The organism is Burkholderiales bacterium (assembly GCA_036262035.1).
GTDB lineage: Bacteria > Pseudomonadota > Gammaproteobacteria > Burkholderiales > SG8-41 > JAQGMV01.
The window spans coordinates 176,759-193,727 of the sequence record DATAJS010000018.1 but is presented as its reverse complement, the minus strand read 5'-3'; the positions used below and the strand labels follow the sequence as shown (position 1 = coordinate 193,727).

General features: G+C 65.9%; 17 protein-coding genes. 8 read left to right on the top strand and 9 right to left on the bottom strand.

Features of this window, described 5'->3' with window-relative positions:
* Positions 1-42 precede the first annotated feature (42 nt).
* On the bottom strand, positions 43-915 hold the full coding sequence (locus tag VHP37_21360; GenBank protein ID HEX2828913.1) for a VacJ family lipoprotein: 873 nt from the start codon (positions 913-915) through the stop codon (positions 43-45).
* A 271-nt stretch (positions 916-1,186) separates the two neighbouring features.
* Between VHP37_21360 and gabD the strand changes: the two genes are divergently transcribed.
* From gabD to VHP37_21345, 3 genes are all read left to right on the top strand, one after another.
* Complete coding sequence (gene gabD, locus VHP37_21355) at positions 1,187-2,668, top strand: NADP-dependent succinate-semialdehyde dehydrogenase (GenBank protein ID HEX2828912.1); 1,482 nt, start codon at positions 1,187-1,189, stop codon at positions 2,666-2,668.
* Between the two features lie 68 nt (positions 2,669-2,736).
* Positions 2,737-3,111 (top strand): hypothetical protein, encoded by a 375-nt coding sequence (locus tag VHP37_21350; GenBank protein HEX2828911.1) that lies wholly within the window; start codon positions 2,737-2,739, stop codon positions 3,109-3,111.
* 2 nt (positions 3,112-3,113) lie between these two features.
* Positions 3,114-3,518 carry a VOC family protein gene (locus tag VHP37_21345; GenBank protein HEX2828910.1) on the top strand — a complete coding sequence of 135 codons (405 nt, stop codon included), beginning with the start codon at positions 3,114-3,116 and terminating at the stop codon, positions 3,516-3,518.
* Positions 3,519-3,690: 172 nt separating this feature from the next.
* Here the strand turns inward: VHP37_21345 and VHP37_21340 are convergent, their stop codons facing one another.
* Positions 3,691-4,749, bottom strand: coding sequence for an isocitrate/isopropylmalate dehydrogenase family protein (locus tag VHP37_21340; protein HEX2828909.1), 1,059 nt, complete (start codon positions 4,747-4,749; stop codon positions 3,691-3,693).
* Between the two features lie 114 nt (positions 4,750-4,863).
* On the opposite strand from VHP37_21340, the gene VHP37_21335 reads away from it, so the two are divergent.
* A complete protein-coding gene (locus VHP37_21335; protein ID HEX2828908.1) occupies positions 4,864-5,748 on the top strand; it encodes an alpha/beta hydrolase in 885 nt (294 codons plus the stop codon).
* A 115-nt stretch (positions 5,749-5,863) separates the two neighbouring features.
* Here the strand turns inward: VHP37_21335 and VHP37_21330 are convergent, their stop codons facing one another.
* From VHP37_21330 to VHP37_21310, 5 genes are all read right to left on the bottom strand, one after another.
* Entirely contained in the window at positions 5,864-6,073 is a 210-nt protein-coding gene (locus VHP37_21330) for a dodecin (protein HEX2828907.1), read from the bottom strand.
* Positions 6,074-6,194: 121 nt separating this feature from the next.
* Positions 6,195-7,181: a tripartite tricarboxylate transporter substrate binding protein gene (locus VHP37_21325; protein HEX2828906.1), complete on the bottom strand. Its 987-nt coding sequence runs from the start codon at positions 7,179-7,181 to the stop codon at positions 6,195-6,197.
* Positions 7,182-7,355: 174 nt separating this feature from the next.
* Positions 7,356-8,330 carry a tripartite tricarboxylate transporter substrate binding protein gene (locus VHP37_21320; GenBank protein HEX2828905.1) on the bottom strand — a complete coding sequence of 325 codons (975 nt, stop codon included), beginning with the start codon at positions 8,328-8,330 and terminating at the stop codon, positions 7,356-7,358.
* 27 nt (positions 8,331-8,357) lie between these two features.
* Complete coding sequence (locus VHP37_21315) at positions 8,358-9,386, bottom strand: 4-hydroxythreonine-4-phosphate dehydrogenase PdxA (protein ID HEX2828904.1); 1,029 nt, start codon at positions 9,384-9,386, stop codon at positions 8,358-8,360.
* A gap of 155 nt (positions 9,387-9,541) precedes the next feature.
* Positions 9,542-10,996, bottom strand: a complete 1,455-nt coding sequence (locus tag VHP37_21310; GenBank protein HEX2828903.1) for an MmgE/PrpD family protein — start codon at positions 10,994-10,996, stop codon at positions 9,542-9,544.
* Between the two features lie 106 nt (positions 10,997-11,102).
* Here VHP37_21310 and VHP37_21305 point away from each other — a divergent pair, with 106 nt between their 5' ends.
* From VHP37_21305 to VHP37_21290, 4 genes are all read left to right on the top strand, one after another.
* Positions 11,103-12,383, top strand: coding sequence for a 3-isopropylmalate dehydratase large subunit (locus tag VHP37_21305; protein ID HEX2828902.1), 1,281 nt, complete (start codon positions 11,103-11,105; stop codon positions 12,381-12,383).
* Entirely contained in the window at positions 12,380-12,883 is a 504-nt protein-coding gene (locus tag VHP37_21300; protein ID HEX2828901.1) for a 3-isopropylmalate dehydratase, read from the top strand. The genes VHP37_21305 and VHP37_21300 overlap by 4 nt, the downstream gene beginning before the upstream one ends.
* The gene (locus tag VHP37_21295) at positions 12,880-13,761 is read left to right on the top strand and encodes an oxaloacetate decarboxylase (protein HEX2828900.1); all 882 of its coding nucleotides are present in this window, start codon (positions 12,880-12,882) and stop codon (positions 13,759-13,761) included. The genes VHP37_21300 and VHP37_21295 overlap by 4 nt, the downstream gene beginning before the upstream one ends.
* A gap of 128 nt (positions 13,762-13,889) precedes the next feature.
* Positions 13,890-15,227, top strand: a complete 1,338-nt coding sequence (locus VHP37_21290) for an MmgE/PrpD family protein (protein HEX2828899.1) — start codon at positions 13,890-13,892, stop codon at positions 15,225-15,227.
* Between the two features lie 100 nt (positions 15,228-15,327).
* On the opposite strand, the gene VHP37_21285 is transcribed toward VHP37_21290, so the two are convergent.
* The gene (locus VHP37_21285; GenBank protein HEX2828898.1) at positions 15,328-15,720 is read right to left on the bottom strand and encodes a hypothetical protein; all 393 of its coding nucleotides are present in this window, start codon (positions 15,718-15,720) and stop codon (positions 15,328-15,330) included.
* Between the two features lie 20 nt (positions 15,721-15,740).
* Positions 15,741-16,940: an MFS transporter gene (locus VHP37_21280; protein HEX2828897.1), complete on the bottom strand. Its 1,200-nt coding sequence runs from the start codon at positions 16,938-16,940 to the stop codon at positions 15,741-15,743.
* Between the last annotated feature and the right edge of the window lie 29 nt (positions 16,941-16,969).

Sequence of the window (16,969 nt, the reverse complement as noted above, 5' to 3'; positions counted from 1 at the left end):
CGGGCAGGCGACTGCGTGCCCGTTTTGCCGTGCGTTGTGCGTTCAGCGCCTGGCCAGCGCCGGTTTGACCGGCAGCGGCGAGTCCTGCGCCGCGACGACCGGCGTGCGGGCGTAATTGAGCCCCGGCGCCGGACCATTCTCGTAGGCCGCGGTCGGGAACGGCGAGATCGAGGTCTTGGGCGCGGGCGGCTGGCCGGGCTCCATGAACTCGCGGTCGGGCGGCGGGTTGCCGTCGTGGATCAGGTTGCGGCGGCGCTGGAGATACGCGTCGCGCACGAATTCGTACGGATCGAGCGCGGCGGTCTGGAGCACCGTGCTCGCGTCGAGCAGCTCGGCGCGGCGGTTGACGATGCGCGTGCCCCACATCCAGTTGCGCACCCGCATGTTTTCGACGTACGTCACCGGGTCGCTGTAGTAGTCGGCGATGCGGGCGACGCCGTCGCGGGCCGTGCTCGGTCCGAAGAAGGGCAGCATCACGAACGGACCGTCGGGCACGCCCCAGCGGCCGAGGGTCTGGCCGAAATCCTCGTCGTGCTTCTCGATGCCGGCTTCGGACGCGACGTCGAACAGACCGAGCACGCCGATCGTGCTGTTGATCGCGATGCGGCCGAGGTCGGAGTACGCTGCGGTGAACTTGCCCTGGAGCAGGTTGTTCAGCGCGACGACGACGTCGTTCAGGTTGGAGAAGAAGTTCGAGACGCTGGAGCGGATGAATTGCGGGACGGCGAACTTGTAGCCCTGCGCCACCGGCTTGAGGATGGCTTTGTCGACCCCTTCGTTGAATTCATAGATGCCACGGTTCACGGGCTCGAACGGGTCGCGGGGATCGCGTCCCATGGCGCAGCCCGCGAGGAGCGAGGCGGCGAGAGTCAGGCACGCGAAGAGCCTGACCAGGCGCGTAAAAGCGGAAGGCATCCGTAGGTTCCCTGTTTGTTCTTGCGTTGTTGTTGTATCCGAAGATTTTTCATTATATCAACGGTTTTACGCGTGCGGCCACGCTTTGGCCATGGGACTTTCGGCCCCTGCCGGCGAAAAGGCATAGCGTCACATTTTATGCAGCCGGGATGCCGCAAGGCACCAAAAGACCGCGGAAAGGCGGCCGCGGGCGGTTTGTTATACTGGCCCAGCCCCGGCGGCGACTCTGCCGCCCGCGTTCTCCCACACCCCTACACGGCAGGATCCAGCCATGCTCGACAAAGTCAAACCCGCGGTCCAGTTGAAGGACATGAGCCTTTTCCGGCAGCAGTGCTACATCAACGGCGAGTGGGTCGACGCCGACGATAAGGCCACCCTGCCGGTGTACAACCCCGCCGACGGCGTCCAGATCGGCACCGTGCCCAAGATGGGCGCCGCCGAGACGCGGCGCGCGGTCGAGACCGCCCATGCGGCGATGACCGAATGGAAGGCGAAGACCGCGAAAGAGCGAGCGGCGGTCCTGCGCAAGTGGTTCGACCTCATGATGGCGAACCAGGACGACCTCGCGGTCCTCATGACGGTCGAGCAGGGCAAGCCGCTCGCCGAGTCGAAGGGCGAGATCGCCTACGGCGCGTCGTTCATCGAGTGGTTCGCCGAGGAAGCCAAGCGCGTCTACGGCGACACGATTCCGTCCCAGTCGCCGGATCGCCGGATCGTGGTCATCAAGCAGCCGATCGGCGTGTGCGCGGCGGTGACGCCGTGGAATTTCCCGAACGCGATGATCACCCGCAAGGCCGGCCCGGCGCTGGCGGCGGGCTGCACCATGGTCATCAAGCCCGCGTCGATGACCCCGTATTCGGCGCTCGCGCTGTGCGTGCTCGCCGAGCGCGCGGGCATCCCCAAAGGCGTGCTCTCGTGCGTGACCGGCTCGGCCGGCGCGATCGGCCAGGAGCTCACCACCAACCCCCTGGTGCGCAAGTTCACGTTTACCGGCTCCACCGAAGTCGGCAAGCAGTTGATGGCGCAGTGCGCGTCGACCGTCAAGAAAGTGTCTCTCGAGCTCGGCGGCAACGCGCCGTTCATCGTGTTCGACGACGCCGACCTCGATTCGGCGGTCGAGGGCGCGATGGCGTCGAAGTATCGCAACACCGGCCAGACCTGCGTCTGCGCGAACCGGCTCTTCGTGCAGGACGGCGTCTACGACGCGTTCGCCAGGAAGTTCGCCGACAAGGTCTCGCAGATGAAAGTCGGCAACGGCCTCGAGGACGGCGTCTCGCAGGGCCCGCTGATCGACATGCATGCGGTCGAGAAGGTCGAGGAGCACATCAGCGACGCGCTCTCCAAGGGCGCGCGCGTGCTGACCGGCGGCAAGCGCCACGACAAGGGCGGCCAGTACTTTCAGCCGACCGTGCTCGCCGACGTGAAGACCGACATGAAAGTCACCCACGAAGAGACCTTCGGCCCGGTCGCGCCGCTCTATCGCTTCAAGACCGAGAAGGAGCTGCTCGAGCTGGCGAACAACACCGAATACGGCCTCGCGGCGTACTTCTACAGCCGCGACATCGGCCGCGTCTGGCGCGTCGCCGAAGGCCTGGAGGCGGGCATCGTCGGCATCAACGTCGGCATCATCTCGACCGAGGTCGCGCCGTTCGGCGGTGTCAAGGAGTCGGGGATCGGGCGCGAAGGGTCCAAGTACGGGATGGACGACTATCTCGAGATCAAGTATCTCTGTCTGGGCGACATCACGAAGTAAGGCAAGCCTGCGTCCCCACCGAGCCATCGCGTCACGGGCGCGATGGCTTTTTTGTTTGGAGGTCGTGCATGAGGCAACGTTGGCATGCAGCAGCGATCGTGATGGCGGCCGGCTGTGCGTCGCCGGCGTGGGCGCAGGCGGACATCACCGGTCGCTATACGGGCAACCTCGTGGTGCAGTACCAGGGGCGTGACAGCAGCATAGGACTGACGATGGTGATCGCCAGCGCCGACAACGGCCGCGTGAAAGGCGTCGCGACGCTGGGCGGTCCGTGCGCCGGCGACTATCCGTTCGAAGGCTTTCTGAAGGGCAACGAGCTCGGTGTGCGCTCGAACGTCAAGGGCGGACGCGCCGGCGACTGTGAGTTCGGAATGCGCGGCACGATAGAGGGCAATCGCATCACCGGTACCTACGGACGCTACCCGCTGCAGCTGACGAAATAAAGATGATCAATCTTCTCGGCCTCGACCATCTCGTGCTGCGCGTCGTCGACGCAGGCAGGATGACGCGCTTCTACTGTGACGTGCTCGGCTGCAAGGTCGAGCGCGCGCGGCAGGACATCGGGTTGATACAGCTCAGGGCGGGGCAGTCGCTGATCGACCTCGTGCCGATCGACGGCGAGCTGGGCTCGAAAGGCGGCGCGGCGCCGGGCGCCGAAGGCCGCAACCTCGATCATTTCTGCCTGCGCGTCGAGCCGTGGGATCAGCTCGCGGTGATCGCGCACCTCATCAAGCACGGCGTCGTGCCGGGTGAGACCAAGCAGCGCTACGGCGCCGACGGCACGGGGCCGTCGATCTACATCACCGATCCCGAGGGCAATACCGTCGAGCTGAAGGGCCCCCCGAGCTGAAAGTCAAAAGCTTAAACACGGAGGGCACGGAGGAAGGCACGGAGGACACGGAGGGAAGCAGCTCGTCGCGAACGCTCGGCTGAAAGGCATTCGCGTCCATTGGGTTCTCCTCCGTGTCCTCCGTGGACCTCCGTGTCCTCCGTGTTAATGCTTTGCTTTTTCCGTGCGAGGTCTACCCGATCTGCTGAGCGATGTGCTTCGCGAAGTCGGCCGTGCCGAGTGAGCCGCCCAAGTCGCGCGTGCGGGTCTCGGGCTTTTGCAGCGCCGCGTCGATCGCCTTGTCGATCGCCTGCGCCGCCTGATCGAACGCAGGTGCCGAGTGGCGCTGTGCGAGCCACTCCAGCAGCATCGCCGCCGACAGGATCAGCGAAGTCGGGTTGGCGATGCCTTTGCCGGCGATGTCCGGCGCCGAGCCGTGCTGGGCCTGGGCGCAGCACGCTTCGTCCCCGGCCATGGTCGAGCCGGCGAGGCCAAGGCTGCCGGAGATCTCCGACGCTTCGTCCGACAGGATGTCGCCGAACATGTTGCCGGTGACGATGCAGTCGAACTTCGACGGGTCGCGCACCAGCAGCGCCGCCATCGCATCGACGATCTTCTCGTCGAGCTCGACATCGGGGTATTCCTTCGCGACCTTGCGCACCTGCTCGAGGAACAGGCCGTCCGAGATGTGCAGCACGTTCGCCTTGTGCACGGCCGTCACTTTCTTCCGGCGCTTGCGCGCCCAGTCGAACGACACCCGCGCGATGCGCTCGCACTGCCGCGCGGTCACCTTGCGCACCGAGATCGCGACGTCGGGCGTCGGCATGAACTCGCCCTTGCCCATGAACATGTTGCGGTCGGCGTAAAAGCCTTCGGTGCACTCGCGGAAGATGACGAGGTCGACCGGCTTGCCCGTGAGTCCGACGCCCATGCGCGATTTCGCCGGCCGGATGTTGGCGAAAAGGTCGAGCTTCACGCGCAGCCAGCCCGAAGGATTGATGCCGCCCTTGTCGCTGGACGGATAGATGAGGTGATCGACCGGGCCGAGGATGATTCCCGGCGCCTGGCGCGCGATCTCCTGCACGCGCTCGGGGAAGGTCGAGCCGCTCGCTTTCAGCGCGTCGAAGCCGATCGTTTCCTTCTGCCATTCGAGGCCGAGCTTGTATTTCGCGTTCGCGGCGTCGAGCACGTGGAGCGTCGCTTCGGTGATCTCGGGGCCGATGCCGTCGCCGGGGAGTACGAGGATTTTCATGATGGTGTGGAGGGCGTGAACGGGTGAACGAGTGGGGCAGGCGGCGATGTTAGCACGCGCGGTGAAAGCGGCCCGACCTGGTGTAGCGTACGCGGTTCAGCAAAGGAGCCAGCGATGTTCGAAGGATTCAAGCAGATCCAGGTCCAGACCAGCGATCCCGAAGTGAAGATCAACCTGCGCTACGGCGGCAGCGGCCCCGGCGTGCTGCTCATCCACGGCAACCCGCTCACGCACGTGCATTGGCACCTCGTCGCGCCGCGGCTTGCGAAGGACTTCACCGTCGTGGCGATGGACCTGCGCGGCTATGGCGACAGCGGCAAGCCGCGCGGCAAGGAGGATCACAGCAACTACTCGTTCCGCCGCATGGCGCTCGATGGCGTCGAAGTCATGGCGCACCTCGGTTTCGACACGTTCTGCGTGGCCGGCCACGATCGTGGCGGCCGCGCCGCGCACCGCATGGCGCTCGATCATCCCGACAAGGTGCAGAAGCTCGCGACGTTCGACATCCTGCCGACGCACAACGTCCTCACCGGCGCGACCTGGCAGTGGGCGCTGAACTCGTATCACTGGTTCTTCATGGCGCAGCCGTACGACATCCCCGAGAAGCTCATCTCGGGCAATGAGGATTACTACATCCTCAAGAAGCTCACCAAGATGGGCATCGGCAAGGGCGGATTCTCGGAAGAGACGCTAAAGGAATACGCGCGCTGCTGCACGCCCGAGAACATCCACGCGGTGTGCGAAGACTACCGCGCGGGCGTGGGCATCGACATGCAGATGGACACCGCCGATTTCGAAGCAGGGCGCAAGGTGCAGTGCCCCGCCGCGATCTACTGGGGCGAGCTCTCGCACACCGAGAAATTCTACGATCCGCGCAAGGCGTGGCCGCAGTACGCGGCGAACATCCAGCGCATCAAAGCGCTGCCGTGCGGGCACTATCCGGCGGAGCAGGCGCCGGAGGACGTTTACTCGGAGTTGAAGGGGTTCTTCGGCTCCTGATCAGGCGCCGGGAGGTCCGTCATTCCCGCGTAGGCGACGCGGATCGTCGTCCCCGCGACGGCGGGGACCCATTTTGGACCCGGATCGCGGGTCGGGAATGACAGTCAAAGGGGTTTCACTCTTCCAGAGTGAAACCGACTTTGACCGTCACCTGCCAGTAGGCCACCGCGCCGTTCTCGATGAAGCCGCGCGTGTCCGTCACCTCGAACCAGTGCATCCCGCGCAGCGTCTTGCTCGCGCGCGAGATCGCGTTCTTCACCGCGTCTTCCATGCTGGCCTTGGATGAACCCGTGAGCTCGATGTACTTGTAGACGTGATCGGACATGACCGCTCCTCTTGAGAGACGACTCGCGAGCGAGAGCGAGCGTAAAGGTTCAAGGAGGGAAACCTTGGTTTCCCTCCTTGGCGTTCACCGGACGAGGTTGATTAAGCGCGCTTCGGCGCGCTTAATCAACTTTGATGTTGGACTTCTTGATGATCGGAGCCCACTTCTTCTCTTCGGTCTGCACGAACTTGAAGAAGTCCGCCGGCGTCGAGGGTGCGGCGTCGATGCCGCTGTCCCGCAGGCTGTTGACGATTTCCGGCGAGCGCAGCGCGGCGTTCATCTCGTGGTTCAAACGCTCGATGATGTTGGCGGGCGTCGCGGCGGGCGCGAGCATGCCGTACCAGTTGGTCGCCGCGTAACCCTTGTAGCCCGATTCGGCGACCGTCGGGACGGTCGGCGCCGCGGCCGCTCGCTTTTCACCGGTCACCGCGAGCGCGCGCACCTTGCCCGAGCGCACGTGAGGCAGACCGGTCGAGATCACCGCGAAAGCCGACGGGATCTGGCCCCCGACGAGGTCGGTGATCATCGGACCGCCGCCCTTGTACGGGACATGGGTCAGGTTGGCGCCAGACATCGTTTCGAGCAGCACCGCGGCGAGATGCCCCGGGCTGCCGTTGCCCGACGAGCCGAAGAGCATGCTGCCCGGCTTGGACTTCGCGAGCGCGACGTACTCCTTCACGGTCTTGGCGGGGAGCGAAGGCGTCACGACGATGATGTTCTGCAGCGACACCACCATGCCGACCGGCGCCAGGTCCTTGTAAACGTTGTACGGCACTTTCTGGATCGCCGGGCTGATGACCAGTGTGCCGATGTGGCCGAAGCCGATCGTGTGGCCGTCGGGGTCGGCGCGCATGATGAGCTCGTTGGAGATGACGCCGTTCGCGCCGGGCCGGTTGTCCACGATGACCTGACGGCCGAGGCCCTGGCCCATCTTCGGCGCGATCTGTCGCGCGACGAGATCGGTCGCGCCGCCGGGCGGGAAGCCCACGATCATGCGCACCGGTTTGGACGGGGTCCACTCGCCGGAGGCGCCGAAAGCAGGACTGACGACGGCTGCGGCTGCTGCCGCGGCCAGGGTGCGGAGAGTTACGACTGCGGAGTGTCGCATTGTAAAAACCTCGGAATCTGTTGGTACGCCCCCCTGTTCTTTCTTTTTGTTATTCGCTGCGCAGGTTTATGGCACCTGCGTCGGTATTGCAATAATCCGGCCGTAGCGCAGGCGCCTCGCCTGCAGCAAACACGCCCTCAAACCCTTGCAGGCGAGGGCGCCTGCGCTACACGGTTATTCCGGCTTCGCGCCCGAAGCCTTGATCACCTTCGCCCACTTCACGGTCTCGGCCTGGATGTACTTGCCGAACTGCTCGGGGGTGGAGGGATGCGCGTCGAGGCCCTGGCGGAACAGCACTTCCTTGACGTCGGGCATGTTGAGCACCGCGACGAACTCCTTGTTGAGGCGATCGACGATCGGACGCGACGTCTTGGCCGGCACGACGATGCCGTACCAGTTGTTCGCCTCGAAGCCGGGAACGCCGGCTTCGGCGACCGTCGGCAGGTCGGGCACGAGCTGCGAGCGCTTGAGCGTCGTCACCGCGAGGCCGCGGATCTTGCCCGATTTGATGTGCGGGATCGCGCTCGCGGCGGTCGCGAAGATGAGGTTGATCTGGCCGCCGAGGAGATCGGTCATCGCCGGGCCGCCGCCTTTGTACGGCACGTGCGTGATCTTGGTGCCGGTGCTCACGTTGAAGAGCTCGAGCGCGAGATGGCCCGCGCCGCCGATGCCCGACGAGCCGCCGTTCAGCGGCTTGCCGCTCTTGCCGAGCGCGATCAGCTCTTTCACGGTTTTCGCCTGCACGGTGGGATGCACGACGAGGATGTTGGTCGAGTCCACCGCCTGCGTCACCGGCGCGAGGTCTTTCAGCGGATTGAACGGCAGGTTGCCGTACAGCGTCGGGTTGATCGAGAGCGCCGCGATCGTGCCCATGAGGATGGTGTAGCCGTCCGCCGGTGCGTTGGTGACGATCTCGGTCGCGATGTTGCCTGCGGCGCCGGGACGGTTGTCGACGATGACCTGCTGGCCGAGGCGCTCGGAGAGCTTGGGCGTGAGCGCGCGCGCGGTGGTGTCGGTGCCGCCGCCGGGCGCGAAGCCGACGATCATGCGGATGGGTTTGTCGGGATACGCCGCTGCCAGGGCGCTGCCGCCGTAGCAGGCGAGCACCGCCATGCTAAGGGTGATGATGCGAATTGCCGGGACCTTCATGTGTTTCCTCCGTAGTAATGGGTGCTGCTATGCCGCTGAAGCCTGCGCGCGCGCGGCCTTGCGCGAAGTTGCGAGCTGCACGTTAAGCTCGAGCGCGTGAGTCATGGCGCCCGGATCCGCCTTCCCTTGTCCGACGATGTCGTAGGCGGTGCCGTGCGCGGGGGTGGTGAACACCGTCTTGAGACCGGCGGTGACCGTCACGCCCTTGTTGAAGCCGAGGAGCTTGGTCGCGATCTGGCCCTGGTCGTGGTACATCATCACGACGCCGTCGAACTCTCCCTTCAGCGCTTTCAGGAAGATCGCATCCGACGAGACCGGGCCGACGCACTCGATGCCGTCCGCGCGGAGCTTCTCCACCGTCGGGCGGATGATGCGGATCTCCTCGTCGCCGAAGAGGCCGTTCTCGCCGCAGTGCGGATTGAGCGCGGCCACACCGATGCGCGGCTTCGCGTGACCGGCGGCTTTCAGGCTGTCCTGCGCGAGGTGCACCGCGGCCGTGATGCGCTCGGGCGTGATCATACCGACCGCTTCCTTGAGCGACACGTGCGAGGTGACGCGGAACGTGCTGAATTCCTTGATGACGTTCATCTCGCCGAAGAAGCCGCTGTGATCGGTGAGCTTGGCGAACATCTGGTGCTCGTCGTGGAACTTCCAGCCGCCCTGGTGCATCGCGCCCTTGTTGAGCGGGGCGAAGCAGATCCCGTCGAGCTTGCCGGCGAGCGCGAGGTCGATCATCGCCTTCAACGTGTCGCCGGTGAGCTTGCCCGACTCGGGCGAGTGCACGCCGCGCTTGAACTGCGCAGGATCGATGTTGCCGAGGTCGACCAGCGGCAGGTCGCCGCGCGGGAACTTCACGTCGTCGATGGCGGTGTAGCGGGTGTAGGGAAGCTCCACGCCGGCTTCCTGGATGCCGAGCTTCAGCACGCGCTCGTCGCCGACCGCGACGAGGTTCGCGCGTTCCCTGAAGGCGCCGGAAGCGAGCACCTTGGCCGCGATCTCCGGCCCGATACCGGTGACGTCGCCGAGCATGACGCCGATGGTGGGGAGGTTTGCCATGAGTCGATCCTTAACGTTTGGGATTGCTGTAGGAAGACAAGATCAAAAGCTTTTTAACCGCCAAGGACGCAAAGGACGCAAAGGAAAATCGAAACAAAATAATTCGTAGCTTGCGCTGTCGCCATTGGCACTCGCCGGAGGTGACCACCGACGGGTTACCTTTGCGTCCTTTGCGTCCTTTGCGTCCTTGGCGGTCGATTGCCTTTCGCCGTGATGCTGAGCAACTTCGTGATCTCGCGGATGTTGCGGACCTTCTCCAGACCGAAGACGAGATCGACGATCTTCTCGGCGTTCGGTTTCGGCAGCCCACCCCATGCCGCACACTCGCGGAACTTGGCGGCGAGCTCTTCGTCGGTCATCGGGTTCGCCGGGCTGCCTTTGCCGAAGTCGGCGCGGCCGCTGAGCGTCCGGCCGTCTTTCAGCTCGATGTCGATGATCGTCGTCATCTTTTCATAACCGGCGGCTTCGGCTTCCGGGTGCACCCCGAAGTCGATCTTCTCGATCATTTTCTTCACGTCGCGGCGGTTCACCACGGCATCGGTGAATTCGGCGAGGCCGGCCTTGCGCTCGAGCAGCAGGATCGCCATGCAGAACTCCATGCTGAACTTCGCCTGCAGCTCGGTCGTCGGGCGATGGTGGATGAGCGCGTTCGGCATGTGGCGGTTGGTGCCGACGCGCACTTTCACGACCTGTGCGGGCTTGATGTCGTGCTCGCGGATGAGGTCGAGCATGAGCCCCATGCCGGGATGGGTGAGCGAGCCGCTGGGGTGCGGCTTGATCGACACGCCGGGGAAAGCGAAGGTCCACGGCTTGCCGAGCTTGCCGTCGATCGCTGCGGCGTCGTAACCGCCGCCCGCCGCCTTGAAGAAGCCGCGGCCCGCTTCGAGCACGATCGGCGTGGCGGTCCAGCCGAGGGACGCGAACTCCGCGGCGACGATGCCCGATTCGGCCGAGCGCCCGGGATGGAAAGGCTTGGTCATCGTGCCGAAGTTCTCGCGCAGGCCCGCCGACTGGCTGGCGGCGATGCCCAGGGCGCGCCGAACCTGCTCGACGTCGAGGCCCATGAGGCGCGACGCGGCTGCGGCGGCAGCGAGCGTCCCCATCGTCGCGGTGGAGTGATTGCCGTCATCGTAATGACGTGGGTCGATCGCTTCGCACACTTTGGTCTCGACCTCGACCGCGATCTGGTAGGCGGTGAGCACGTCCAATCCAGAACTCCCCGCACGTTCGCCGACCGCGAGCGCCGCGGGCAGCGCCGGCGCGGTGGGATGCGTGAGCAATCCGTAGACGCGGTCCCTGGCCACTGCGAGCTGGGTGTCGTCGTAATCGTCGGCGTGGATCGCGATGCCGTTCGCGAAAGCGGCGAAGCGCGGCGCGGCCTTGAGGTCGGTGCCGATCAGGGTCGAGCCGCGGTCGCTCGTCGCGCCCAGCTTCCTCAGGTACGTGCGCACGAGGTGTCCCGATTCCGCCGCGTTGCCCGCAAGCGCCAGGCCCAATCCGTCGAGGATGGAGCGCTTGCCGAGGTGCATCACGTCCTTGGGGATTCGGCTGCCTTTGGTATCGACGACGAAACGCGCGACGTAAGCGGTGAGCGACGGGTCTTGGGCCATGCGGGAGGGGGTGGGGCAAAAGCGAGGAGGCTTAATACCACAGCGCGCGTCGCGGCGCCAGAGAACTCCCGTAAAATTGAGCGTTTCGCCTTCCCGGAAATCCCCCGTGCCTCATACCCTCGCTGAAAAACTCCTGGGCAGCCACGCCGATCGCACCGTCTCCGCGGGCGAGGTGGTGGTCGCCCGCGTCGACTTCGCGATGATCCACGACGCGCGGGCAGCCAACGCGCTCAAGCAGATCGAGAAGCTCGGCGCCAGGCAGCTCCCGAACGTCGGGCGCACCGCGCTCGTCCTCGACCACTACTCGCCGCCGCCCAATCCCGAAGCCGCCAACACCCACGTCGCGATGCGCCGTTTCGCCGACGAGCGCGGCGCGGTGCTCTACGACGTCGGCGACGGCATCTGCCACCAGGTGCTGCCCGAAGGCGGTCACCTGACCTGCGGCGATCTCGTCGTCGGCACCGACACCCATTCGACCACGTACGGCGCGTTCAACGCGTTCGGCACCGGCGTCGAAGGCACCGACGTGTCCGCGGTGATGATGACCGGCAAGCTCTGGTTCCGCGTGCCGGAGACGATCCGCATCGAACTCAAAGGCAAGCTCCAGCCCGGCGTGTGGGCGAAGGACGTCACGCTGACGATGCTCGGCAAGCTCGGCGCGGAAGGCGCGAACTACAAGGCGCTGGAATACTGCGGCGAAGCTGTCGCCGCGATGGACATCGACGACCGCATGACGCTGTCCAACCACGCGGCGGAGCTCGGCGCCAAGGCGGCGCTGCTCGAAGCCGACGACAAGACATTTGCGTGGCTGAAAGCGCACGGCGCGCGCGAGCCCAAGCCGGTGTTCGCGGACGCCGAGGCGAAGTACGCCGAGCGCATCACGATCGACGCTTCGGACCTGGCACCGCAGGTCGCGCGCAACCACCAGATCGACGACGTGATCGGCGTCCCCGAAGTGGCGGGGCAGAAGATCGACATCGCGCTCATCGGCACGTGCACCAACGGACGCCTCGACGACATACGCCAGGCCGCCGCGATACTGAAAGGGCGCCGTCTCGCCAAAGGCGTGCGCATGATCGTGACGCCCGCGTCGCGCCAGATCTATCTCGCGGCGCTGCGCGAAGGCCTGATCGAGATCCTCACCGCCGCGGGCGCATCGTTCGAAGCCGCCGGCTGCGGCACGTGCGTCAACATCACCGGCCACCTCATCCCCGGCGACCACCAGACCATCATCTCGAGCGCGAACCGCAACTTCAAAGGTCGGCTCGGCAACCCGACGTCGGAGATCTGGATCGGCTCCGCCGCGACCGTCGCCGCATCGGCGCTGATGGGCAGGCTGACCGACCCGCGCGAAGTCGAAGGCGGACGCTGGAGGGCCGCGGCATGAGCGGCATCATCCAGGGACGTGCGCGGATCCTGCCCGCGGAGATCAACACCGACGTGCACTGCTCGGCCAAATATATGCCGGGGAAGAATACCGAGTACGTCGCGCAGCACGCGTTCGAGCAGATCGACGCAGGCTTCGTCGGCCGCTTCGAAAAAGGCGACATCATCGTTGCGGGAAAGAACTTCGGCATCAACTCGTCGCGCGAGCAGGCGATCCAGGTGATGCGCGTGCTCGGCGTGTCGGCGGTCGTGTCGCCGGCGTTCGGACGCCAGTTCTTCAGGAACGCGATCAACAACGGCCTCGCGCTGATGGAGTGCGACATCTCCGCCATCCGCGAAGGCGACGAGCTTTCGATCGACCTGACCGCCGGCACGCTGAAGGCAGCCGGGCGCGACGGCGGCTGCACGTTCGCACCTCTCCCGCGCGAGATCCAGTCGCTGCTCGCGGCGGGCGGCCTCATCCCCTTTCTCAAAGAACATCCGGATTGGAAGATTGCATGACCACAGTCAGACAGAAACTGCGTAAACGTTTGAGCGACGGCCCGATGGTCGTCGCGCCGGGCATCTACGACGCCTACGGCGCGCGCATCGTGCGGCAGGCGGGATTCGAAGCGGTCTACATGACCGGCAACGGCGTCTCGGCGAGCCTGCTCGGCCGGCCCGACGTCGGCCTCATCGATCTTTCGCTGTTCGCGGCGCACGCGCATCGCGCCGCCGCATGCGTCGACATCCCGCTGATCTGCGACGCCGATACCGGTTACGGCAACGCGGTCAACGTGCAGCACACCGTGCGCGAGTTCGAAGCCGCGGGCGTGTCCGGAATTCACCTCGAAGACCAGGTCTCGCCCAAGCGCTGCGGGCACATGCCGGGCTCGCGCCCGGTGGTCGAGATGAAGGAGCACGTCGGCAAGGTCGAAGCCGCGTGTGCGGCGCGCCGCGACGACGACTTCATCATCATCGCGCGCACCGATTCGGCGTCGGGCCACGGCCTCGACGAAGCGATCCGCCGCGGCCAGGCGTATCGCAAGGCAGGCGCCGACGTGATCTTCGTCGAGCTGAAGAGCAGCCCGGACATCATCGAGCAGCTCACGCGCGTCATCGGTGAGATCGATGCGCCGTGCCTCGTCAACGTCGAAGATCTCGGCAAGCTCGGCGACCTCACGGCCGAGGACTACGACCGGCTCGGGTTCCGCATCGCCATCTATCCGGGTCTCGGCCGCAATGCCGCGGGCTGGGGCATCCGCAACGCCCTCAACGTGCTCAAGCGCGACGGCAACAGCAAACAGGCACGCGAGCAGGCCCTGACGTTCAAGGAATACAACGAGGTGCTCGGGATCAAGGACGTCGAGGCGTGGGAGAAGAAGTACTTGATGCGCTAGCGCACGTGGAACGTGAGGCGTGAAACGTGGAACGTGAGGCGTGAAACGTAACGCCACTGCGGTGCCCCAGGGATCCACGTTTCACGTTTCACCTTTCACGTTTCACGTTTTACGTTTCACTGGATCAAATGGACATCACAAAGACCCTCGCCAAGTTCGTCGTTCAGCATCAGTTCTCGTTAATCCCCCAGGCTGTCCGCCACGAAGCCGCGCGCTCGTTCCTCAACTGGCTCGGCTGTGCGGTCGGGGGCAGCCGCCATGAGACCGTCGAGAGCGCGCTCGCTGCGCTGTCGCCGTTCTCGGGGCCCGCGCAGGCGACCGTGCTCGGCCGCCGCGACCGGCTCGACATCCTGCACGCGGCGCTGATGAACGGCATCACGTCGCACACTTTCGATTTCGACGACACCCATCTGAAGACGGTCATCCATCCGAGCGGCCCGGTCGCCTCGGCGATCCTCGCGCTCGCGGAAAAGCAGCCGGTGTCCGGCGAGGCTTTCCTGCACGCCTTCATCCTCGGCGTCGAAGTCGAGTGCCGCATCGGCAACGCGGTGTATCCCAACCACTACGACGTCGGCTGGCACATCACCGGCACCGCGGGCGTGTTCGGCGCCGCCGCGGCGGCGGGCCGGCTGCTCGGTCTCACCGAGCAGCAGATGACGTGGGCGCTGGGCATCGCCGCGACGCAGTCGTCGGGGCTGCGCGAGATGTTCGGCACGATGTGCAAGCCCTTCCATCCGGGCAACGCCGCGCGCAACGGTCTGCTCGCCGCGCTGCTCGCGCAGCGCGATTTCACGAGCTCGAATCAGGGCATCGAAGCCAAGCGCGGCTTCGGGAACGTGCTGTCGACCAAGTTCGATCCGAACCAGATCACCGACGGGCTCGGCGACGCGTGGGAGATCGCGCTCAACACCTACAAGCCTTACGCATGCGGCATCGTGATCCATCCGATCATCGACGCGTGCATACAGCTACGCAACGAGCACGGGCTGAAAGCGCGCGACATCGAGCGCATCGAAGCGAAGGTGCATCCGCTCGTGCTCGAGCTCACCGGCAAGAAGACGCCGCAGGTGGGCCTGGAAGGCAAGTTCAGCGTCTATCACTCCGCCGCGGCGGCGATCATTCACGGCGCCGCGAGCGAGGCGGAGTACGGCGATGCAGTGGTGCGCGACCCGGAGGTGATCCGCCTGCGCGACCGCGTCGAGGCGACCGTCGACGCGTCGATGCGCGAGGACCAGACGCGCGTGACGATCGAGCTCGCGGACGGCCGCACGCTGGAGAAGTACGTCGAGCACGCGATCGGCAGTCTCGACCGTCCGATGAGCGACGCCGACCTCGAGGCGAAGTTCCGCGCGCTCGCGAAAGGCATACTCGCGCCGCAGCAGACCGACGCGCTGATCGCGCTCGCATGGAACGTCGAGAAGCTCGGCGATGCGGGGGAGATCGCGCGCGCGTCGGTGCCTCGCTGACGGACGTCGTCCTGGCGTACGCCAGGACCCATTTTCAGGGGCTCAAAGTCAAAATGGATCCCGGATCGCGTGCGCTTCGCGCACGCGTCCGGGATGACGATCAGGGCGCAGCCACGGGCGCGTCGAGCGTGCGGCGGCGGTTGTCCGCACTGTCCCACTGAAAGATGGTCTCGCTCGGCGGCCCCAGCGGCTGCGCGTCGGGATCGATCCCGCACAGCGCCTTGATGTGGTCCTTGAACCAGCGCTCGAACGCGCCCTGAGACGCGCCGTACGCCTGCGCTTTCTCGAGCGGCGGGTGCTCGACGTCGGTGACGACGATCACGAAGGTGCGGCCGTCCATGCGCTGCAGGTGCCAGGTCTCGCGCCGGACGCCGAAGCTCGAAAGAAAGCTCGTCATCTCCTTGTTGCGCGTGCCGCTGGCCACGCGCGCGAAGTCGAGCGCTTCGTTTTCCTTGCCCGGCAACACCGGGAACGCGCGAACGATCATCGCCATCCGGGATTCCTCCTGTGGGGTTATGCCGGCGCGGGCATCGGTTTCTTCTGCTTCGGCAGCAGCGCGAGCAGCAGCAGGCCCGCGATGCCCCATGCGGCGACCGGCAGCCACGCCGACGCCGCGACGAAAACCGAATGGGTGTTGAGCTGCGCGGCGAGGATGACGATGCGCGCGACCGCGGCGAGCGCGAGCAGCGAGAACAGCGCGCCGGTCATGCGCCCTTCGCGGCCGGTGTGGCCGAGCGCGATCGCGGCGGAGAACGCGCTCATCAGCACGCAGCCCCAGCCGCCGCCCGCGACGAACTGCAGCGCGACGAGCTCGTTCTTCGTGACGGCGTATTGCGTACCCAGCGCCGCGACCGCTGCGAGCAGCGCGCCGGCGGCCGCGACGGGGAGTCCGCCATAGCGCTTCGCGGCGAGCGACGCCGGCAGCATGAGGAGGTTGAAGCCGATCCAGAATACCGGCATCAGGTACGGGAGCTCGCTCGGCGGCGCGTGCTTGAGGAAGAGCGAGGCGGTGTTGAGCGAGAAGTGGATCTGGAAGCCGAATCCCAGGAGCAGCACCGCGATCAGGAACCACACCGCCCACGGGGCGGGCGCGGGCTCGACCGCAGCAGCCTTCGCCTCCGCGGCGTCCTGTGCGAGGTTGCGCTCGGCCCAGCGTATGCCGAGCGTCGCCAGCGCGAGCGCCACGCTCGACAGCACGAAAGGCAGCCGCGGATCGGCGTCGCGCAGCTCGATCGTGAGGTAGGGACTGACCGCGCTCGCGAGACCGAGCCCGAACAGCGACAGCGCCGAGAGCCACGGCACCGACGGCTGCGCGGCGTACTTGCCGACCAGCACCAGCGGCGGCGCGCGCAGCGCGGACGACGACACGGTCCACGCCGCGGTGAACAGCAGGAAGAGCCATGCGCCGCCTGCCGGGGCCACGAAAGGCAGCAGGAGAAAAGCGAGACACGACCCGAGCGTGACGGCGAGCACCACGTAAGAGAGCTTGCCGAGCACCTTCGCCATGCGATCGGCGGCGACGCCCATCGCGTAATCGACCGCCACGAAGATGATCTGGTCCGCCATCAGGATCCAGACCACGGCCTCCCTGGGAATGCCGGCCTGCGCCGCGAGCTTCGGCAGGTAGATGACGTACACGGTCCACGTCAGCGTGAAAAAAAACTGCACGAATGCGAGATAGAGCCCTATGCGGTGCGGCACGCGCGTAGCCATCGCTCACCTGCTCGTAACGTGGACTTCAT

Bases quoted from the DNA above. Each gene is read 5' to 3' on its own strand.
- VHP37_21360 (HEX2828913.1), bottom strand. From the start codon at position 915: ATGCCTTCCGCTTTTACGCGCCTGGTCAGGCTCTTCGCGTGCCTGACT.
- gabD (HEX2828912.1), top strand. From the start codon at position 1,187: ATGCTCGACAAAGTCAAACCCGCGGTCCAGTTGAAGGACATGAGCCTT.
- VHP37_21350 (HEX2828911.1), top strand. From the start codon at position 2,737: ATGAGGCAACGTTGGCATGCAGCAGCGATCGTGATGGCGGCCGGCTGT.
- VHP37_21345 (HEX2828910.1), top strand. From the start codon at position 3,114: ATGATCAATCTTCTCGGCCTCGACCATCTCGTGCTGCGCGTCGTCGAC.
- VHP37_21340 (HEX2828909.1), bottom strand. From the start codon at position 4,749: ATGAAAATCCTCGTACTCCCCGGCGACGGCATCGGCCCCGAGATCACC.
- VHP37_21335 (HEX2828908.1), top strand. From the start codon at position 4,864: ATGTTCGAAGGATTCAAGCAGATCCAGGTCCAGACCAGCGATCCCGAA.
- VHP37_21330 (HEX2828907.1), bottom strand. From the start codon at position 6,073: ATGTCCGATCACGTCTACAAGTACATCGAGCTCACGGGTTCATCCAAG.
- VHP37_21325 (HEX2828906.1), bottom strand. From the start codon at position 7,181: ATGCGACACTCCGCAGTCGTAACTCTCCGCACCCTGGCCGCGGCAGCA.
- VHP37_21320 (HEX2828905.1), bottom strand. From the start codon at position 8,330: ATGAAGGTCCCGGCAATTCGCATCATCACCCTTAGCATGGCGGTGCTC.
- VHP37_21315 (HEX2828904.1), bottom strand. From the start codon at position 9,386: ATGGCAAACCTCCCCACCATCGGCGTCATGCTCGGCGACGTCACCGGT.
- VHP37_21310 (HEX2828903.1), bottom strand. From the start codon at position 10,996: ATGGCCCAAGACCCGTCGCTCACCGCTTACGTCGCGCGTTTCGTCGTC.
- VHP37_21300 (HEX2828901.1), top strand. From the start codon at position 12,380: ATGAGCGGCATCATCCAGGGACGTGCGCGGATCCTGCCCGCGGAGATC.
- VHP37_21295 (HEX2828900.1), top strand. From the start codon at position 12,880: ATGACCACAGTCAGACAGAAACTGCGTAAACGTTTGAGCGACGGCCCG.
- VHP37_21290 (HEX2828899.1), top strand. From the start codon at position 13,890: ATGGACATCACAAAGACCCTCGCCAAGTTCGTCGTTCAGCATCAGTTC.
- VHP37_21285 (HEX2828898.1), bottom strand. From the start codon at position 15,720: ATGGCGATGATCGTTCGCGCGTTCCCGGTGTTGCCGGGCAAGGAAAAC.
- VHP37_21280 (HEX2828897.1), bottom strand. From the start codon at position 16,940: ATGGCTACGCGCGTGCCGCACCGCATAGGGCTCTATCTCGCATTCGTG.